This is a genomic window from Pseudomonas sp. MEJ086, assembly GCF_030209025.1.
Classification (GTDB): Bacteria; Pseudomonadota; Gammaproteobacteria; order Pseudomonadales; family Pseudomonadaceae; genus Aquipseudomonas; species Aquipseudomonas fulva_A.
Map to the genome: position 1 here is coordinate 49,937 of NZ_JARVSV010000004.1, position 17,647 is coordinate 67,583.

The 17,647-nt window shown below is 57.3% G+C and carries 9 protein-coding genes; 7 read left to right on the top strand and 2 right to left on the bottom strand.

The genetic code is table 11. The features are described from left to right. The first annotated feature begins 131 nt into the window (after positions 1 to 131). Entirely contained in the window at positions 132 to 4,358 is a 4,227-nt protein-coding gene (locus QRN22_RS02075; protein ID WP_502945143.1) for a sensor domain-containing protein, read from the top strand. Between the two features lie 138 nt (positions 4,359 to 4,496). Further along, complete coding sequence (gene glyA / locus QRN22_RS02080; protein WP_042554751.1) at positions 4,497 to 5,750, top strand: serine hydroxymethyltransferase; 1,254 nt, start codon at positions 4,497 to 4,499, stop codon at positions 5,748 to 5,750. 202 nt (positions 5,751 to 5,952) lie between these two features. On the opposite strand, the gene QRN22_RS02085 is transcribed toward glyA, so the two are convergent. Beyond that, positions 5,953 to 6,342 carry a hypothetical protein gene (locus tag QRN22_RS02085; RefSeq protein ID WP_042554750.1) on the bottom strand — a complete coding sequence of 130 codons (390 nt, stop codon included), beginning with the start codon at positions 6,340 to 6,342 and terminating at the stop codon, positions 5,953 to 5,955. Positions 6,343 to 6,538: 196 nt separating this feature from the next. On the opposite strand from QRN22_RS02085, the gene QRN22_RS02090 reads away from it, so the two are divergent. Together QRN22_RS02090 and QRN22_RS02095 are read left to right on the top strand one after the other, a co-directional pair. Then, on the top strand, positions 6,539 to 8,170 hold the full coding sequence (locus tag QRN22_RS02090) for a hybrid sensor histidine kinase/response regulator (RefSeq protein WP_042554749.1): 1,632 nt from the start codon (positions 6,539 to 6,541) through the stop codon (positions 8,168 to 8,170). Positions 8,171 to 8,350: 180 nt separating this feature from the next. Beyond that, positions 8,351 to 9,982 carry a hybrid sensor histidine kinase/response regulator gene (locus tag QRN22_RS02095; RefSeq protein WP_042554748.1) on the top strand — a complete coding sequence of 544 codons (1,632 nt, stop codon included), beginning with the start codon at positions 8,351 to 8,353 and terminating at the stop codon, positions 9,980 to 9,982. 3 nt (positions 9,983 to 9,985) lie between these two features. Here the strand turns inward: QRN22_RS02095 and QRN22_RS02100 are convergent, their stop codons facing one another. Further along, positions 9,986 to 10,621: a LuxR C-terminal-related transcriptional regulator gene (locus QRN22_RS02100; protein WP_042554747.1), complete on the bottom strand. Its 636-nt coding sequence runs from the start codon at positions 10,619 to 10,621 to the stop codon at positions 9,986 to 9,988. 931 nt (positions 10,622 to 11,552) lie between these two features. Between QRN22_RS02100 and QRN22_RS02105 the strand changes: the two genes are divergently transcribed. The 3 genes from QRN22_RS02105 to QRN22_RS02115 all read left to right on the top strand — a co-directional run bounded on the left by QRN22_RS02105 (position 11,553) and on the right by QRN22_RS02115 (position 17,614). Then, positions 11,553 to 12,617 (top strand): DNA cytosine methyltransferase, encoded by a 1,065-nt coding sequence (locus QRN22_RS02105; RefSeq protein WP_042554746.1) that lies wholly within the window; start codon positions 11,553 to 11,555, stop codon positions 12,615 to 12,617. 333 nt (positions 12,618 to 12,950) lie between these two features. After that, positions 12,951 to 15,926, top strand: a complete 2,976-nt coding sequence (locus QRN22_RS02110) for an ATP-binding protein (protein ID WP_042554745.1) — start codon at positions 12,951 to 12,953, stop codon at positions 15,924 to 15,926. Between the two features lie 5 nt (positions 15,927 to 15,931). Further along, a complete protein-coding gene (locus QRN22_RS02115; protein ID WP_042554980.1) occupies positions 15,932 to 17,614 on the top strand; it encodes a response regulator receiver domain in 1,683 nt (560 codons plus the stop codon). The last annotated feature ends 33 nt before the right edge of the window (positions 17,615 to 17,647 follow it).

Below are 17,647 nucleotides of genomic sequence, written 5' to 3' on the forward strand. Positions count from 1 at the left end.
ACTCGTCGCCTGGGCTGGCACTTCGCCACAATTGTGGCATGCTAGCCGCCCTGGGAAGCGGACGCCCCTGTTCAACACCTTTTTCGCAGCATTACCTGCCTTCCCGACCCGCCGTCGCAGGACCTCATCACGTGTCAGCGCCCAAGACCACGCGCCCCCACCGCGACCCTCCGCTCGTGCCCATGCGCCGCTCGTTCAAAGGCGCACTGGTGGTACTGGTGCTTGGGCTTCTGGTCCTACTGCTCTGGCAATTGCAGCTCGAATTCCGCCAGTTGAAGGAAAACCAGCGCGACCTCAGCCTGGCGGTGAGCGAGCAGTTGGCCAAGCAGTTGAGCCTGAGCATGGGCTCCATGGCCAATGCCGGCCAGGCGGTACTCAATGCCACCAGCGATCCCGAAGAAGCCGTCGATCAGCACGATCACTACCTGGACAACCTGCGCGCGGTCTTCCCCTCCCTGCAAAGCATCGCCCACCTGGACGCCACCGGCAGGCTGCTGCACGACAGCGCACCGCAGAGCAGCGACCAGCGGCGGCTGATCGAAATGGCCAGGCGCACTGCCAACCAGCGCTACCACTACGCTTTCGATGCCGAGGGCGAAGGACGCATCTACCTGCTGCTGCAAGCCCCCACGGACGACGGCTACTGGGCGCTGCGCCTGAGTGCCGACACCCTGGAAGGCTGGATGCAGAACAGCCAGCAGGGCGATTTTCCCTGGTTGCTGGAAGATGTCTCCAGTGAGCGGGTGATCGCCGACTCGCGCGGCGTGAGCCCACGAGAGCGCAACTATCCAATGGTCACCGCCGCTCATCAGGCGCAGACCATCCTCCTGCAGGGCCTGCCCGGCTCCGACTGGCAACTGCGCGCATTGCTCGACGAGCGCCAGGTGCAGGCCCAGGTGTTGCCGGAAATGGCCGGCAAGTTCCTGCTGTTCACCCTTTGCAGCCTGCTGACGCTGTTCGCCCTCTACCGCCTGGTGCGCGAGCAAAGCAATCTGCACGCCCTCAACGCAGCGTCGGGGCGCTCCCTGCACCAGGCTGCCAGTGCCCTGGGCGTTATCGAAGAACGGGTACTGGTGACCGATAGTGGCGGCCGCCTGACTTACCTCAACCCGCAGGCCGAAGCGCTGTTCGGGCTGACCAACCGGCATGCTCGCGAATGGCACCTGCTGGAACTGCTGCCGCGCCTCGACCCATTGCTGCTGCACGCCACGGCATTTCACAGCGACCTCGGCCCGGACCTGGTGGAGATCCGCCAGGACGGCGACGTGCGCCTGTTCACCATCACCCGCAGCGATCTGGGCGATGAAGCGCGCCACCTGGGCTTCGTCTGGGTGCTGCGCGACGTCACCGAAGAGCAGCAGGCCACCCGTGTGCTGCAGGAAACCAGGCGCCGCTATCAGGACATCTTCGACGGCACCGGCACGGCGCTCTGCGTACTCGACCTCGCCGGGCTCTACCACTTCCTGCGTGAAGAAGGGCTGAGCAGCGGCGCCCAGCTACAGCCCTGGCTCAAAAATCACCCGCAGCGCCACGGCGAACTGCTGCGCCACATGCGCTTCACCGAAACCAACCAGGTCGCCCTGCGCCTGCTCGGTGTCAGTACACCGGAGCAGGCCTGGGAACACCTGATCAACCGTGGCGACGTCAACCCGGATGGCTTCCGTGCCCAGCTCAGTGCCGCCCTGCTCGACGGCGGCGGCCATCTCGAGCTGGAAAGCCATATCGAGGGCGCCAACGGCATCATTCGTCACCTGTGGCTGGTGATGCGCCTGCCGGAAAGCCCCCAGGACCTGCACGCCGTGGCCCTGAGCATCAGCGACATCACCAGCCGCAAGCGCATGGAACTGTCGCTGGTCGAGCGCGAACGCTTCTGGTCGGAAGTGGTGCGCGCGGTGCCGGACACCCTCTACGTCAACGACATCCCGTCGCGTACCGTGCTGTTCAGCAACCATGACATCGGCAGCAAGCTGGGCTACGACCCCGCCTTCGTCAAAGCCCAGGGCGACGGCTTCTGGAAACACATCGTCCACCCCGACGACAGTGACTTCTACGGCCGCGTGCGCAACCTGCAAAGCGTGCTGAGCAACGGCGTACTGCTCGAGTCGCAGATCCGCGCCCGTCATCGCGACGGCTCATGGCGCTGGCTGAGCATTACCGAGCAGGCACTCTCGCGAGACGCCAATGGCTGGGTCAGCCGCCTGATCGGCGTGGCCAAGGACATCACCGAGCAGATCGCCCGCAACGAATCGCTGCGCGACAACGAACAGCGCTACCGCATGCTGGCGGAAAGCATCAGCGACGTGATCTTCTCCACCGACAGCCAGCTGACCCTCAACTACATCAGCCCATCGGTGCAGACGGTGCTCGGCTATCCACCGCAGTGGGTGCAGCAGCATGGTTTCGAAGGCCTGGCTACCAACCCGCAGCAACTCGGCGGCATCTACGCCCTGCTCGAACGCATTCGCTCCGCCCTCGGTACCCCTCAGCACCTGCAGGAGCTGCGGCAGACCCTGACACCCCAGCTGTTCGTCTTCGACTGCCTGCGCGCCGATGGCCGCAAGATCCCTGTCGAGCTGCGCCTGGTGCCCATGTGGGATGACAACGGGCACTTCGAAGGCCTGCTCGGCGTGGGCCGCGACATCGCCCAGCAGCGCCGCGCCGAGAAAGACCTGCGCATGGCGGCCACGGTATTCGAACACTCCACCGCGGCGATTCTGGTCACTGACCCGGCGGGCTACATCGTGCAGGTCAACAACGCCTTCAGCCGGGTCAGCGGCTACAGCTCCGAGCAGGTGCTCGACCAACTGCCGGGCATGCTCACCGCCGACAGCCAGCAGAGCAAGCACCTGCAGTACGTGCTCGCTCAGCTCAACCAGCGCGGGACCTGGGAAGGCGAGATCTGGCTGAAGCGCCGCAACGGCGAGAACTTCCCGGCCTGGGTGGGCATCACCGCGGTCCATGATGAAGAAGGCGACCTGGTCAGCTACGTGTGCTTCTTCAGCGACATCAGCGAGCGCAAGGCCAGCGAACAGCGTATCCACCGCCTGGCCTACTACGACGCCCTGACCCAGTTGCCCAACCGCACCCTGTTCCAGGATCGCCTGCACACCGCCCTGCAACATGCCGAACGGCATCGCGAATGGGTGGTGCTGATGTTCCTCGACCTCGACCGTTTCAAGCCGATCAACGACTCCCTGGGCCACGCCGCCGGCGACCGCATGCTCAAGGACGTGGCGGTTCGCCTGGCCGCCTGCGTGGGCGAAGACGACACCGTGGCGCGCATGGGCGGTGACGAGTTCACCCTGCTGCTGCAATCCAACAGCACCCGCCAGGGTGCACTGCACCGGGCTATCCACGTCGCCGAACAGATCCTCGCCAGCCTGGCCCGAGCCTTCGTGCTGGAAGGCCGCGAGTTCTTCGTCACCGCCAGTATCGGCATCGCGCTCAGCCCGCAGGATGGCAACGAGCTGAGCCAACTGATGAAGAACGCCGACACCGCGATGTACCACGCCAAGGAGCGCGGCAAGAACAACTTCCAGTTCTACCAGGCGGACATGAACGCCAGCGCCCTGGAGCGCCTGGAGCTCGAAGGCGACCTGCGCCACGCGCTGGAACAGGGCGAATTCCTGCTCCACTACCAGCCGCAGTTCTCCGGCAACGGCAAACGCCTGACCGGCGTCGAAGCCTTGCTGCGCTGGCAGCATCCCAAGCGCGGCCTGGTCGCCCCGGACGCCTTCATCCCGGTTCTGGAAGAGCTCGGCCTGGTGGTGCAGGTTGGCGACTGGGTGCTGGCCGAAGCCTGCCGCCAGATGAACATCTGGCACCACAACAAGATCCGCGTACCGAAAGTCTCGGTGAACCTCTCCGCCCGGCAGTTCAGCGACGGCCATCTGCACCAGCGCATCGCCCGGACGCTCAGCGCCTGCAACATCCCGGCGGCCTGCCTGGAGCTGGAACTGACCGAGAGCATCCTCATGCAGGACGTGGGCGCGGCGATGCAGACCCTCAAGGACCTGAAGAACCTCGGCCTGTGCATCGCCATCGACGACTTCGGTACCGGCTACTCATCGCTCAACTACCTCAAGCAGTTCCCCATCGACGTGCTGAAGATCGACCGCAGCTTCGTCGACGGCCTGCCCCAGGGCGAACAGGACGGGCAGATCGCCCGCGCCATCATCGCCATGGCCCACAGCCTGAACATGACGGTGATCGCCGAAGGCGTGGAGACCCAGGAGCAGCTCGACTTCCTGCGCAACCACGAGTGCGACGAAGTGCAGGGCTACCTGCTCGGCCGGCCGATGCCTGCCCACCAGTTCGAGGCGCAGTTCTGCGGGCGCAGCCTGTTCATGCTCGAGTGAGCCGCGCAAAGCGTGGCGTGGCCGGCGAGTGAGCGCCGCTTGTCCTGGCCATGATCACGCTTCATATGCCTGGCCAGCTCGGATGCGTTAGAATCCGCACCCTATTTCATCCGCCCAGCTGACTTTCAGGGGATTGCCATGTTCAGCCGTGATTTGACCATTGCCAAGTACGACGCCGAGCTCTTCGAAGCCATGCAGCAAGAAGCTCTGCGCCAGGAAGAGCACATCGAGCTGATCGCCTCGGAAAACTACACCAGCCCGGCAGTCATGGAAGCCCAGGGCTCGGTGCTGACCAACAAGTACGCCGAAGGCTACCCGGGCAAGCGCTACTACGGTGGTTGCGAGTACGTCGACGTGGTCGAGCAACTGGCCATCGACCGCGCCAAGGAACTGTTCGGCGCCGATTACGCCAACGTGCAGCCGCACGCCGGCTCCCAGGCCAACGCCGCCGTCTACCTGGCACTGCTGAGCGCCGGTGACACCATCCTCGGCATGAGCCTGGCCCACGGCGGTCACCTGACCCACGGCGCCAGCGTTTCCTCGTCGGGCAAGCTGTACAACGCCGTGCAGTACGGCATCGACGGCAACGGCCTGATCGACTACGACGAAGTCGAGCGTCTGGCCGTCGAGCACAAGCCGAAGATGATCGTCGCCGGCTTCTCCGCCTACTCCCAGGTTCTGGACTTCCCGCGCTTCCGCGCCATCGCCGACAAGGTAGGTGCCTACCTGTTCGTCGACATGGCCCACGTGGCCGGCCTGGTCGCTGCTGGCGTGTACCCGAACCCGGTGCCGTTCGCCGACGTGGTGACCACTACCACCCACAAGACCCTGCGCGGCCCGCGTGGCGGCCTGATCCTCGCCAAGGCCAACGCCGACATCGAGAAGAAGCTCAACTCCGCGGTATTCCCGGGCGCCCAGGGCGGCCCGCTGGAGCACGTCATCGCTGCCAAGGCGATCTGCTTCAAGGAAGCGCTGCAGCCTGAGTTCAAGACCTACCAGCAGCAGGTCGTGAAGAACGCCCAGGCCATGGCCGGCGTGTTCATCGAGCGTGGCTTCGACGTCGTTTCCGGCGGCACCGAAAACCACCTGTTCCTGCTCTCGCTGATCAAGCAGGAAATCTCCGGCAAGGACGCTGACGCTGCACTGGGCAAAGCCTTCATCACCGTCAACAAGAACTCGGTGCCGAACGACCCACGCTCCCCGTTCGTGACCTCCGGCCTGCGCTTCGGCACCCCGGCAGTCACCACTCGCGGCTTCAAGGAAGCCGAGTGCAAGGAACTGGCTGGCTGGATCTGCGACATCCTGGCCGACCTGAACAACGAAGCGGTGATCGACGCCGTTCGCGAGAAGGTCAAAGCCATCTGCGCCAAACTGCCGGTTTACGGCAAGTAAGCGGCAGCGCTGCAAACGAAGGAGCCCGGCCGATGCCGGGCTTTTTCATGCCGGTGAAAAACAAGAGCCCCAGGATGCCTGCCACCTCACCGCCGAAAGCACACGCCACACACGAAGAAGCCGCGCAGTGCGCGGCTTCTTCGGTGGCGAACCTGCTCGGGCTCCCGAACAGGCTGACGGGGCACTCATGCCCCAGGCGTGATCAACGCGATGCAGCGGCCGGTGCGGCAGTAGCGGTGGCCGTACACGGCGCGCTGGCACCGAGGCCGGCGGTCATGCTTTCGACGTTGTTGAGCACGTCATTACCCTGGTTGACCTTCTGCGCCTTCTCGGCAGCCTGCATGCGCTGGGCGTAGGTGGTCGAGTCACCCTGGAAGCTCTGCTGGGTTTCCAGCACGGAGTTGGCGATGCTCAGCAGGCTGCGGCCAGTGGAGATCAGGTTGTCGGAGGTGCTCGGCGTGCACGGTGCGCCGCCACCGGCCACCTGCGAGCTGTGCAGGCCCTGGCTTTGCGTGTTCTGCGGCAGGCACCCAGCAAGGGTAACCAGCATCGGTGCGACGAGCAGAGCTCCTAGCGTTCCTTTGATGCTCATGTGACTTTCTTCCTCGATGACCTGCCTGCGACACAGTGTCGAAGCGATGCCCGGGATTTTAGGAAGGGTATAGTGGCGGCGAAATAGTACGGGTGTGCTAGAGGCACTTTGTCCCCTTATTGTTGTCTTGCGCCTGCGATTGCCCGCGGCCTATGGTGTGCGAGTATCCGAATCAAATAGCTCGTAGGAAACTTACATGTCCGTGACCGCGCCCCGTGCGTACGACGCCGAGCGTGCTCAGGCGGTGGTGCGTCTGATCATCTCGCCAATCGCCATCAGTTATGCGCTGGCCCTCTACCAGTTTTCCATGATCGAGGCGGAGGTGGCCTGGAATATCTTCCTCTACGAAGTGACTTACTGTGCCGCCGCGCTGGCGCTCTGGCTCGACATCCGCCGCCGCCCCGGCAACCGGCCGGTACGGCGAGTGCTGACCATGATCATCGACTACACCACCATCACGCTGGTCATTACCGCAGGTGGCGCAGCCATGCTGCCGATCTATGCCGTCCTGCTCTGGGTGACCGTCGGCTACGGCCTGCGTTACCAGTCGGGCTACCTGCTGCTGGCGACCATCATGGCCACGCTCTCGCTGCTAATCATCGCGAGCACTTCGGCCTACTGGCAGTCGCAGCCTTATCTGATCTTCACCCTGCTGCTCACCACCCTGATGGTGCCAGCCTACATACACACCCTGCTCAAGCGCTCGCGCCGCGCCGCTGAGGCCGAGCAGGCCGCCAACCTGGCCAAGTCGCAGTTTCTGGCACAGGCCAGCCACGACCTGCGCCAGCCCATCCACTCCATCAGCCTGTTTACCGCGTGTTTGCGCGACAGCAGCTTGGGCACCGAACAACAGCGCCTGGTGGAGAACATCGACAAATCGCTGCACAGCGTCTCGCGCCTGTTCCGCTCGATTCTCGACATGTATTCGCTGGACAGCGGCAAGGTGGATCCGCAGATGGAAACCCTGCCGCTGCACACCCTGCTGCAGCAACTGATCCAGCAGAATACCGAAGCGGCTCGCTGGGCCGGGGTCGATATTCGCCTGCACTGCCCGCCAGTCTACGTGCGTACCGATCATGCCCTGCTCACCACCATGCTGCAGAACCTGCTCTCCAACGCCTTGAAGTACGCCCCCGGGCAACCCGTCCTGATCGGCTGCCGGCGCACAAGCACGGGCCTGTCCATCGAGCTGTACGACAAAGGTCGCGGCATCGCCGAAGCGCATCTCGAGAACATCTTCGAAGAGTTCTACCGCGTGCGTCAGGCGCGCGACAGCGATGTCGACGGAATGGGGCTGGGGCTGACCATCGTCAGGCGGCTGGGTACGCTGATGGATCTGCGCATTCGCATTCACTCCGTTGAAGGCCGAGGCACACTCGCGGCAATCGACGGCCTACAGACGGTAGCGGCACCGCTCGAACGCATCGCCACGGCACGGAGCAACAGCCTGGCGCCGCGCATGCTGGATGGGCTGCGGGTGTGCCTCATCGAGGATGATCAGAACGTACTATTGGCCACCGCCACCCTGCTGACGAAGTGGGGCTGTGACGTCGCCACCTTCACGTCGCTACCCGACGTGTCGACGGACTTCGATCTGGTGGTCACCGACTTCGATCTCGGCCGTGAAGCCTCCGGGGCTGACTGCATCAACCATGTGCGCGCAGTCAGCGGCCGCAACGTACCGGCCATCATCATGACCGGCCACGACGTGCGCCGCGTGCACGAGCAACTGGGCGACGAGAACATTCCGATCCTGTCCAAGCCCGTGCAGCCCGCCGAACTGCGCTCGCTGCTGGTGGCGCTGAAACTCGGATCGCAAGCAGCCTGACGATGAGCGCAACCCAGCCTGCGCCGCCTTGGATGCGGCAACCGGGCGGGTAGCGAGGCCCAGCGAGTACCAGGGTGCGAAAGGTGCTGTGCGCGTTCACTGCTGTATCGCGCCTGTAAATAAATGCCCGCGGACCATGGTGTGCGGGTACCAGAACCACATGGCTTCTAGAGAACTCCCATGTTCGCGACCGGCTCTCCCACATACGATACAGAGCGTGCACAGGCGGCGGTGCGCTTGATCATCACGCCTATCGCCATCGGTTACACACTGGTGCTTTTCCAGCAATCCATAATCGGGGAAGCGCTGGCCTGGAAGATCTTCCCACTCGAAGCGGTGTTCTGTGTCGCCGCCCTGACGCTCTGGTTCGATATCTGTCGCCGCCCCGGCAACCGACCAGTGCGACGAGTGCTGACCATGCTCATCGACTACTGCGCCATCACGCTGGCCATTGCCACGGGTGGCGCGCTCATGCTGCCGATCTACGCAGCGCTACTCTGGATAACCGTCGGCTATGGGTTGCGTTACAGGTCGGGCTACCTGCTGCTGGCGACCATCATGGCGACACTCTCGCTGCTAATCATCGCGAGCACTTCGGCCTACTGGCAGTCGCAACCTTATCTGATCATCACCCTGCTGCTCACCACCCTGATGGTGCCCGCTTACATACACACGCTGCTCAAGCGCTCGCGCCTGGCAACGGAAGCCGAGCAGGCCGCCAACCTGGCCAAGTCGCAGTTCCTGGCACAGGCCAGCCACGACCTGCGCCAGCCCATTCATTCCATCAGCCTGTTTACCGCGTGTTTGCGCGACAGCCGCTTGGGCGCCGAACAACAGCGGCTGGTCGAGAACATCGACAAATCGCTGCACAGCGTTGCCCGCCTGTTCCGCTCGATTCTCGATATCTACTCGCTGGACAGCGGCAAGGTGGTTGCCCAGATGGAGGTTCTGCCACTGCACAAGTTGCTGCAGCACCTGGTCCAGCAGAACACCGAGGCCGCTCGTTGGGCCGGGGTCGATATTCGCCTGCACTGCCCTCCCTTATACGTGCGCGCCGATCATGGTCTGCTGACCACCATGCTGCAGAACCTGCTCTCCAACGCGCTGAAGTACGCCCCTGGGCAACCGGTGCTGATCGCCTGCCGACGCAAAGGCACGGGCCTGTCGATCGAGCTCTACGACAAGGGCCGAGGCATCGCCGAAGCGCACCTCGATAACATCTTCGAAGAGTTCTACCGGGTGCGTCAGGCCCGCGACAGTGATGTCGAAGGCATGGGCCTGGGGCTGACCATCGTCAGGCGGCTGGCTACGCTGATGGACCTGCGCATCCGTATCCGCTCCGTGGAGGGCCGCGGCACCCTCGCGGCCATCGACGGCCTGCAACGGGTAGCGGCCCCGGTCGAACGCACCTCTCCGGCACCGGGCGTCAGCCAGGCACCGCGTATGCTGGATGGGCTGCGGGTGTGCCTGATCGAGGATGATCAGAACGTGCTGCTGGCCACCGCCACCCTGCTGAAGAAGTGGGGCTGCGAAGTGGCCACCTTCACCTCGCTACCGAACGTGTCGCCGGACTTCGATCTGGTGGTCACCGACTTCGACCTTGGCCGCGAGGCCTCCGGAGCCGATTGCATCGCCCACGTGCGCGCCCTCAGCGGGCGCAACGTACCGGCGATCATCATGACCGGCCACGACGTGCGCCGCGTTCAGGAACAGTTGGGCGACGACGATATCCCGATCCTCTCCAAGCCGGTACAGCCCGCCGAGCTGCGCTCGCTACTGGTGGCGCTGAAGCTCAAAACGCAGGCTGCCTGACGATCAGCGCAGCCCGGCCTGTGCGGCCTTGGCGGCTGCCGCTGCACGGCTGCTGACATCCATCGTGCGCAGCAACGACGAGACATGAATGCGCACGGTGAAGGGAGAGATGTCCAGCTCGCGGGCGATCTCCTTGTTCGACAGGCCGCGCACCACCAGCCGCAGCACGTCCTGCTGGCGCGGCGTCAGTTGCTCCAGCAGTTGCCTGCCCTCGGTAAAGGCCGGCACCCCGGCGGGGCCCAGGCTGAGCACGAAATCTCCCGCGCACACCGCCAGCAGCCCATCGGCAATTTCATCGGGCGGTGTCGCCTTGCCGATGAAACCATCGGCACCCGCCGCCATCACCTCGTCGATCAGCTCTCGGTTGTCGACCATCGACACGATCACGATGGAGCTGCGCTGAAAGCGCTGGCGCAAGGCGCCAATGGCCTGCGGCGACTGCCCCGGGAACAGCAGATCGAGCATGAACAGGCTAGGTGGCGCGCCGGCAGTGGCCAGGTCGAGCACCTCGTCCATGTCACCGGCTTCGAGAATGCAGGCATGGGGAAAAACGCGTTGCGCGATACGGCTAAGGCCTTCGCGAAAGACCGGGTGATCATCGGCCACGATGATGCGGTCTTGCGGGGAACGATCGATCATAAGGATATTTTCATCATGAGCTGAGACTACGGTCATATCCATGGAGGCGCCACGATCTGGTTCTCAGTCTGCGCCGGATTGGGCTGGCCTATCGCTCCCTGCAGATGCCAGCCAAGCGACATAGACCCCCGGATGCTTTGAAAAGATCCTGAGCAGGGGCAGATTTGGCGATAAAGCACTAATGAGCCAGCGCAATTTGCTCGGAAATGAGACGAGCGTCTGGCAAAAAAGCGGCTCTGGGACACGCCAGAAGGGCCATCTGCAGAAGCCGAGAGAGAGATATTCAGGGTTCTCAGCAAAGAGAAAAATCCATTCACGCACCTCGTGAACGGACCAAACCAATGGACGCTCCCGCCTAAACCGCGGTGAAAGGGGAATAGCGCATCAGTGGTCCAGCACGAGCCTTTCCGGCATGGCAGCCGCCTTCTCAACCTTATCGTGACCAAGCTGAAGAGAAAGTACGGCAGGCCATCGCGATCTTGAGGCAACAGCACGGACCTCACCGAACGCCGCGCTAATTACGCCAAACGTGGACAGTATGTGGACACCCAACCCGGAGAAGGCGCTCGTTTCTCACCAATAGTTTTTGCGCAAGGCAAGGCACAAGATGCAAGGTTTGGCGGGCCAAATGAGCCATCTAGTAACGCCGCATCGCTCAAAAAATGGCACGGCCATGTGGATGGGGCTGCCTAGGTTGCGCGGGAGATGACCTACGCTGTCGTTGCAGGAATTGGTAAGGGACGACGCGGACGGCTAGTCCATGTCCTGCGCCTAGCCGGAGGCCATTTCTCGTTGCAACGCGGCTCGCGCTGAAACGGGAACAGACCCTAGACTCGAAAGGCGCTTGCACCTAGTATGGCCATCAAATTTGTTCTCGTTACCCGTCACGATTAGGGTGTAGGACACTCATCTACTCGTTGTGGAAATGCTCATGGCCCAGCCTCCTAAAAAGCCAATTGCTTTAGATCTATTTTGTGGATCTGGAGCAGTCTCTCTGGGGCTTAAGCAGGCAGGTTTCAATGTCGTTGGGGCTGTAGATCTTGATGCAGGTGCATGCCGTACCTATAGGGCCAACCATCCAGAGGTTCGTCTGATTGAGAGGGATATTCGTACAGTTGATCCTGACGAGCTCTCTGACCTCATTCCAAGCAAACTCGATCTCCTCGTGGTATGCGCGCCTTGCCAGCCGTTCAGCAGCCAAAATCGGCACAAAAGCAAAAGTGATGCTAGGAACAATTTAGTAGAGCAGTCAAAAAAATTCATCGAACGATTCAGTCCTTCGCTGGTTTTTTTAGAAAACGTTCCAGGTTTAGCCTCCACCGATATCTTCGATGGTTTCAATACGTGGTTGCGTAGCTCTCAGGGATACGATGTGGCAAACCCCATGCGCGTTGACGCCTCTGAACTAGGCGTTGCTCAACGGCGCACTCGTATGATTCTTGTTGCCGCTAAAGGTGTTTCGCTTGAAAAGGCTACAGCCATTGCACGTCGTAGCAAGAAGTCAGTCAGTCAGATGATTAGCGATTTACCTGAACCGCCCGTGGGACGCTTGTCAGCAGGCAAAGATCCCCTTCATTACGCACGACAGCACTCCCCGCTAAACATAGAACGTCTTAAAAACATTCCCCACAATGGGGGGGGGCGAGAGTCGCTACCAAAACGCCTACAATTAGCCTGTCATCAGAACGCCAAGAAAAGCTCTTTTTCTGATACGTATGGCCGAATGGCATGGGAAGACGTCGCCCCTACGCTAACCACTGGCTGTACGGATATCACCCGGGGACGGTATGCCCATCCAGAGCAGAATCGAGCTATCACTCTTCGCGAGGCAGCACGGCTTCAGTCGTTTCCTGATAGCTATATTTTTCATGGCAATGCGGGTCAAGTCGCTACCCAAATTGGGAATGCAGTACCACCTGAGATGATGCGCACTATCGCCTCCAGCCTTATAGCTGCGCTTCAGACCTCAAACGAAGAAAGCCTCCACCCTCATTAACAGACATAATTCAAGATCGAGATAGGAGCCACAAGCATGCAGAGTCAGCTCAACCTCGGGATGTTTCTCAAGCTCTGCTGGCTACTGCTCATATTTAAGAGCGTGCCTGCACGATATACACTTGATCAATGCAAAGGGCTGTAGCAGCTTTGTCGGCCAATCCTTTGGCATGCCGCGCCGATCAACGTACGATCAAAATAGGTGAAAACTAAAGGGGAAGCAGTGAGTAATCATTGTAACCCTTGGTGACCCCGCCCGGGGACTTCATATATGCCCCGGCTCCATACCTTCTTAGCAGAAGAACTAGTAACTCCCAAAAATGTTGGAGTCTTCATGACAAAGCTCAGGGTAAGAGCTAGGGCCGTTGACATGCTCGGTCGTCAGCAAATTGCAGGTATCCCCACCGCAATCCACGAGCTGTTCAAGAATGCACATGATGCTTATGCGGAAAGAGTCGAGGTCGATTATTTCCGAAAAAGTCGTGTTCTCGTTCTTCGCGACGACGGATACGGAATGACGCGGCATGATGTCGAAAGTCGCTGGTTAACGCTAGGCACCGAGTCTCGGGTGAACGCGAATAAAATTCTCGATGAAAATGAGTGGCGCGGCCCCAAAAACCTACCTAAACGCTCAATTATGGGTGAAAAAGGTATTGGGCGATTAGCTATTGCCGTGATAGCGCCGATAACACTGCTAATGACTAGAGCTAGTCGGCCCGACGGAACTCATGACTTAGTGGTAGCGTTAGTTCACTGGGGACTTTTTGAACAGCCTGGTTTAGATATTAGTCAAATTGACGTTGCTATTCAGGAGTTCTCGGGAGGCGCTATCCCGAGCAAAGATGATATTTCATCTCTAGCTGATCGAGTATCATCAAATCTTACTAGCCTCAAGAGCGAAATAGCCCCCGATTCATTTAAGCGGCTAAATGAAGAGCTGGAGCAAGTTCGACTAATCGGGCCAGACAACCTAGACAAAGCCTTGAATAGCAACATAGAAAACTCACTCAGCCTTAAGGATGGTGGCTGTGGTACACATTTCATTTTACTACCTGTTGCCCCTGAACTTGACGATGACATTGACAGCGGATCAGATAAAGAGTCATCTAAACTAGAGAGAAATCTCCTAGGCTTTTCTAATGGCATGTCGGGGATAACCCCGATAATAAAAACTGAGTTCAGAGACCATGCTTTAAACGAAGTAACTCCTAGGATTGGACAGAGCAGCTTTTTCTCAAATAGTGATTTCTCAAAAACTGACCAGTATTTTGAAGGTGAATTTGACGAATTCGGTCAGTTTGTTGGAACGGTCACTATCTATGGGAAGTCTAGGCCTTTCGTCTGTAACTGGGCAGAAGGTAAAGGCAGGACGCCACGGTGCGGGCCCTTCTCATTTCGCTACGGCTATGTTCAAGGACGCGCTTCAGAAACCAGTCTTTCCCCTGAAGACTGGACTCAGATGACAGGAAAAACAGAGAAGATTGGCGGTCTATATATTTATAGGGACGAGATAAGGGTTCTTCCTTATGGGAACTCAGATGTTGACTGGCTAGACATCGAAAAGCGGAGAACTTATGCCGCAAAAGACTGGTTCTTCTCTTATCGTCGTGGCTTTGGCTATGTTGCAATAAGCCATGTTGAAAATGGATCTCTTACAGAGAAAGCTGGACGAGAAGGCTTTAGAGAAAATTTAGCCTATCGAGACTTTCGTTCGATTCTTGTAAATTTTTTCAAACAACTTGCATATGAGTTTTTTAGACAAACGTCACCGCAAGGAGAAGATTACTGGGAAGGTAAAGTACACTTCTCAACCCAGGCTGCCCTACTTAAGAAACAGCAGGAAAAAGCAGCGGGAAGACGTAAAGAGCTACAGGATTCTTTTAAAGAATTCTTTACTTTGTACAATCAAGGGGCCTTCGAGGCTCAGTCCGAAGAGATCTTAGCATATCTGGAGGATAGAATTGAATTTTTCTGTATGCAATTGGATTTGGGGGACTTTGCATCAAAAATTCGACTTTTAGAATTGGATATCAAACAGCGTATAAAGTCATTATCTAAGACTCTAAACCTGACACTACCGCGCGGACTCGCTTTAACTAATAATTTAAAAAAGGACTGGGCGTCTTACGAGGTCATTTCCGGCCAAGTAAAAGAAAGAATTATTGCTCCGCTGCGTCTAAAGTCTGATGAAGTTTTCAGAGAAGCAATCAGTGGGCGCGTTGCAGACTCTGAAAGACGATTATTTGCGCTTCAGGACATTCAGCGTGAGCGAGACGATGTGGTTCGCAACTTAGCAATAAGGCGTAGAGAGACAGCTGAAGCGGCCGAGCTCATGCAGATGGCCATGAAGGATGTCCTGCAGGAAGAGTTCTCTCAGCTTAGGGTAAACATAGAAGAACTGGTCGAAGAGTTTACACGGCGCTCAGCAGAAAATCCTGAAGACCTTGATCGAGTTCAACATGAAGCCGAGAGTGGAATTGAAATCATTCGTGCCCGTGAGCATGAGCTTCTTGACTCGTTCAAACGACAGATGATCGAGCTGACAGAGGGCGTAAGAAATCGGGAGACACTCGATGATCGCTTCGCTGCACTAGAAACACGCAACCAAGTACTGGAAGAACAGATTGAGTTCTACTCTGACTTCGCTCAAATGGGAATGTCTGTTGGAATTTTACAGCATGAATTTGAGGGAGCATCTCAAGGCATACGAAGTTCGATGTCTGAGTTAAAACCTTGGGCAGATAAAAATCCAAAGCTTAACAATATTTACCAAAAGCTCCGCACTCATATCGATCACCTTGAAGGTTATTTAAAAGTATTAGATCCGTTAGGCCGAAGAATGCACCGCCCCACTATAGATGTATCCGGCGGGGAAATACTCGATGTTATTCGTGGCGTTTTCAAAGATCGACTAGAGTCTTCTGAAATCCACCTTGAGGCAACATTAGGCTTTCGTAGCCAAACAATTCGGTGCAAGTCATCTGCAGTCCTGGGTGCATTCATAAATGTCATCGATAATGCGATATTTTGGTTGAATAGCCGAGCCGTAGACGACAAACGCATTACCCTAGACTCTGATGGCTCTGGGTTTCTTATATCTAATACTGGCCCAGGGATAGAGGAAAGAATCAAAGATCGAATTTTTGACTTTGGCGAAACTAGAAAGCCTGGTGGTAGAGGTATGGGGTTATCTATCGCACGGCAAACTCTGCGACGTGAAGGGTTAGATATTGACCTTTCAGTATCAGGAGCGGATGCCTCTCCGCAATTTAGAATTTATTCCAAGGAAGATCAGGAGAAGTCGTCGTGAGCACGATGGAATCAACGTTAGACGCTACTGCCGCTTGGCGTAATCATATCAGTAGTGCAGTTAAAAGCTTCTTAAAAACAGCAGTGGTTATAGATAATATGCCATATGTGGTCAACACCACTACTGCAGCCAGCTCAAGCCATGAGGTTACAGAGCCATGGTTCGATGAAGAAGCAGAGGTCATGGATGAACCAATCGCTAATGAGTCCCTTCCTAGTGCTCATCATTTAGATGTAAGGAAAATATCGGATGAATTTGCAGGCGTGGGAATTGCCTGTGCATTCGTATTGCCGGATGATCAAGATTCCAATGATCAAGCGAAAATAACACGTATTCTCAATGCTGCGAAAGTATCTGACCTTGTCGTTATAGACTGGTATTTGAAAGATAAAGATTCTTCACTGACTCTCCAGGTACTTGAGGAAATAGCTAAGTCAGACCAATCCGAAAGTGGTCGCCTTCGCCTCGTCTGTGTCTATACTGGACAGGCGCCTGAAACAGGGATATTCATAGATGTTAAGGAGCATTTTAAGAAAGGGGGAATAGAGCTTGTTGACACCCCAGAAATCAGCTACTGCGCACAAGCGGACAATACGCTAGTGGTCTTAATAAACAAGCGAGAAATTACTCCTGAACAGCTGCCAGAAAAGCTAATTAGCCTATTTTCATGCCTAGCAGATGGCCTGATCCCTACATTCGCATTAGCTGCAGTAGGTGCAATTAGAAAAAACACTCATCATATGCTTACTAGATTTGAGTCATCTCTGGATTCTGCATATATCTCTAACAGGCTAATAACCAATCCTCCTGGAGATGTCGCAGAGCTAATGCGTGAGCTTCTAGTAGCTGAATGTGACAATGCACTGGGATTAGATCGTATTGCGGATGACTATCTGGATAAAAAGGCTATTACTCTGTGGCTTGATGCGAACTCGGAAAAAATAAAATACACTAACTACACTGCAAACAAAACAAAAGTGCAGCTAACAAGAGATTTAATTAATGCACTCCTAATCAACGGCATTGAAGATCGTAGCTTTTTTGATGGTGCAAATAATGAAATACCGCTCCCTGAATTTTATCGAAAACGAATTTCTGAAAGCCTTGCTGGAAGTCCTGAACTGTCAAAGGCCTCAGAAAACAAGTTCTCTAGACTTGTATCCTTTCGAAGAGAAGCATACGGTTCTAGTACAAAGTCGATGAATCCGGACTGGCTTCCTTCTTTAACCACTGGCACCGTTTTAAAAATGAATGATGGTGAGGTCACAAAGTATTTGATGTGTTTCACGCCTGCCTGCGATGCTCTTCGATTGCTGCAGGATCGGCCATTCGTTTTTCTTGAGGGCTACATTAGTGACACGCCTTACAACTCTGTAATAATTGAAGATAACGATGTAAGTATTGGCGTTTTTTTTGATAAGAAGTACCCCAGCGTGAAAACTTTTGGGTTTAGTCCTGATGCAGAGACTGAAAGGGTACGAGCTCAACGCGTCGAGAAAGATGGCGCTGTTCGCTATGAGTTCTCTTCTTCTGGCCCCGCGCCTATACAGTTCGAATGGCTGGGCGAAATTCGCTATAGCCGCGCAGCTAGCGAGGTAGCTGCCCTGGCTAATGTTTGGATGAGAATAGGGATTGTAGACTCAGAGTATCTGCGCTTGGCAACCAAAGGGCATGCGAAATTCAGCTAGCAGCAATATCACCCAGCAAGCCCCCAGCCACTT

Excerpts from the sequence above, each read along its gene's own strand:
- QRN22_RS02095 (WP_042554748.1), top strand. The coding sequence starts at position 8,351 with ATGTTCGCGACCGGCTCTCCCACATACGATACAGAGCGTGCACAGGCG.
- QRN22_RS02085 (WP_042554750.1), bottom strand. The coding sequence starts at position 6,342 with ATGAGCATCAAAGGAACGCTAGGAGCTCTGCTCGTCGCACCGATGCTG.
- QRN22_RS02090 (WP_042554749.1), top strand. The coding sequence starts at position 6,539 with ATGTCCGTGACCGCGCCCCGTGCGTACGACGCCGAGCGTGCTCAGGCG.
- QRN22_RS02100 (WP_042554747.1), bottom strand. The coding sequence starts at position 10,621 with ATGATCGATCGTTCCCCGCAAGACCGCATCATCGTGGCCGATGATCAC.
- QRN22_RS02110 (WP_042554745.1), top strand. The coding sequence starts at position 12,951 with ATGACAAAGCTCAGGGTAAGAGCTAGGGCCGTTGACATGCTCGGTCGT.
- QRN22_RS02105 (WP_042554746.1), top strand. The coding sequence starts at position 11,553 with ATGGCCCAGCCTCCTAAAAAGCCAATTGCTTTAGATCTATTTTGTGGA.
- QRN22_RS02115 (WP_042554980.1), top strand. The coding sequence starts at position 15,932 with ATGGAATCAACGTTAGACGCTACTGCCGCTTGGCGTAATCATATCAGT.
- glyA (WP_042554751.1), top strand. The coding sequence starts at position 4,497 with ATGTTCAGCCGTGATTTGACCATTGCCAAGTACGACGCCGAGCTCTTC.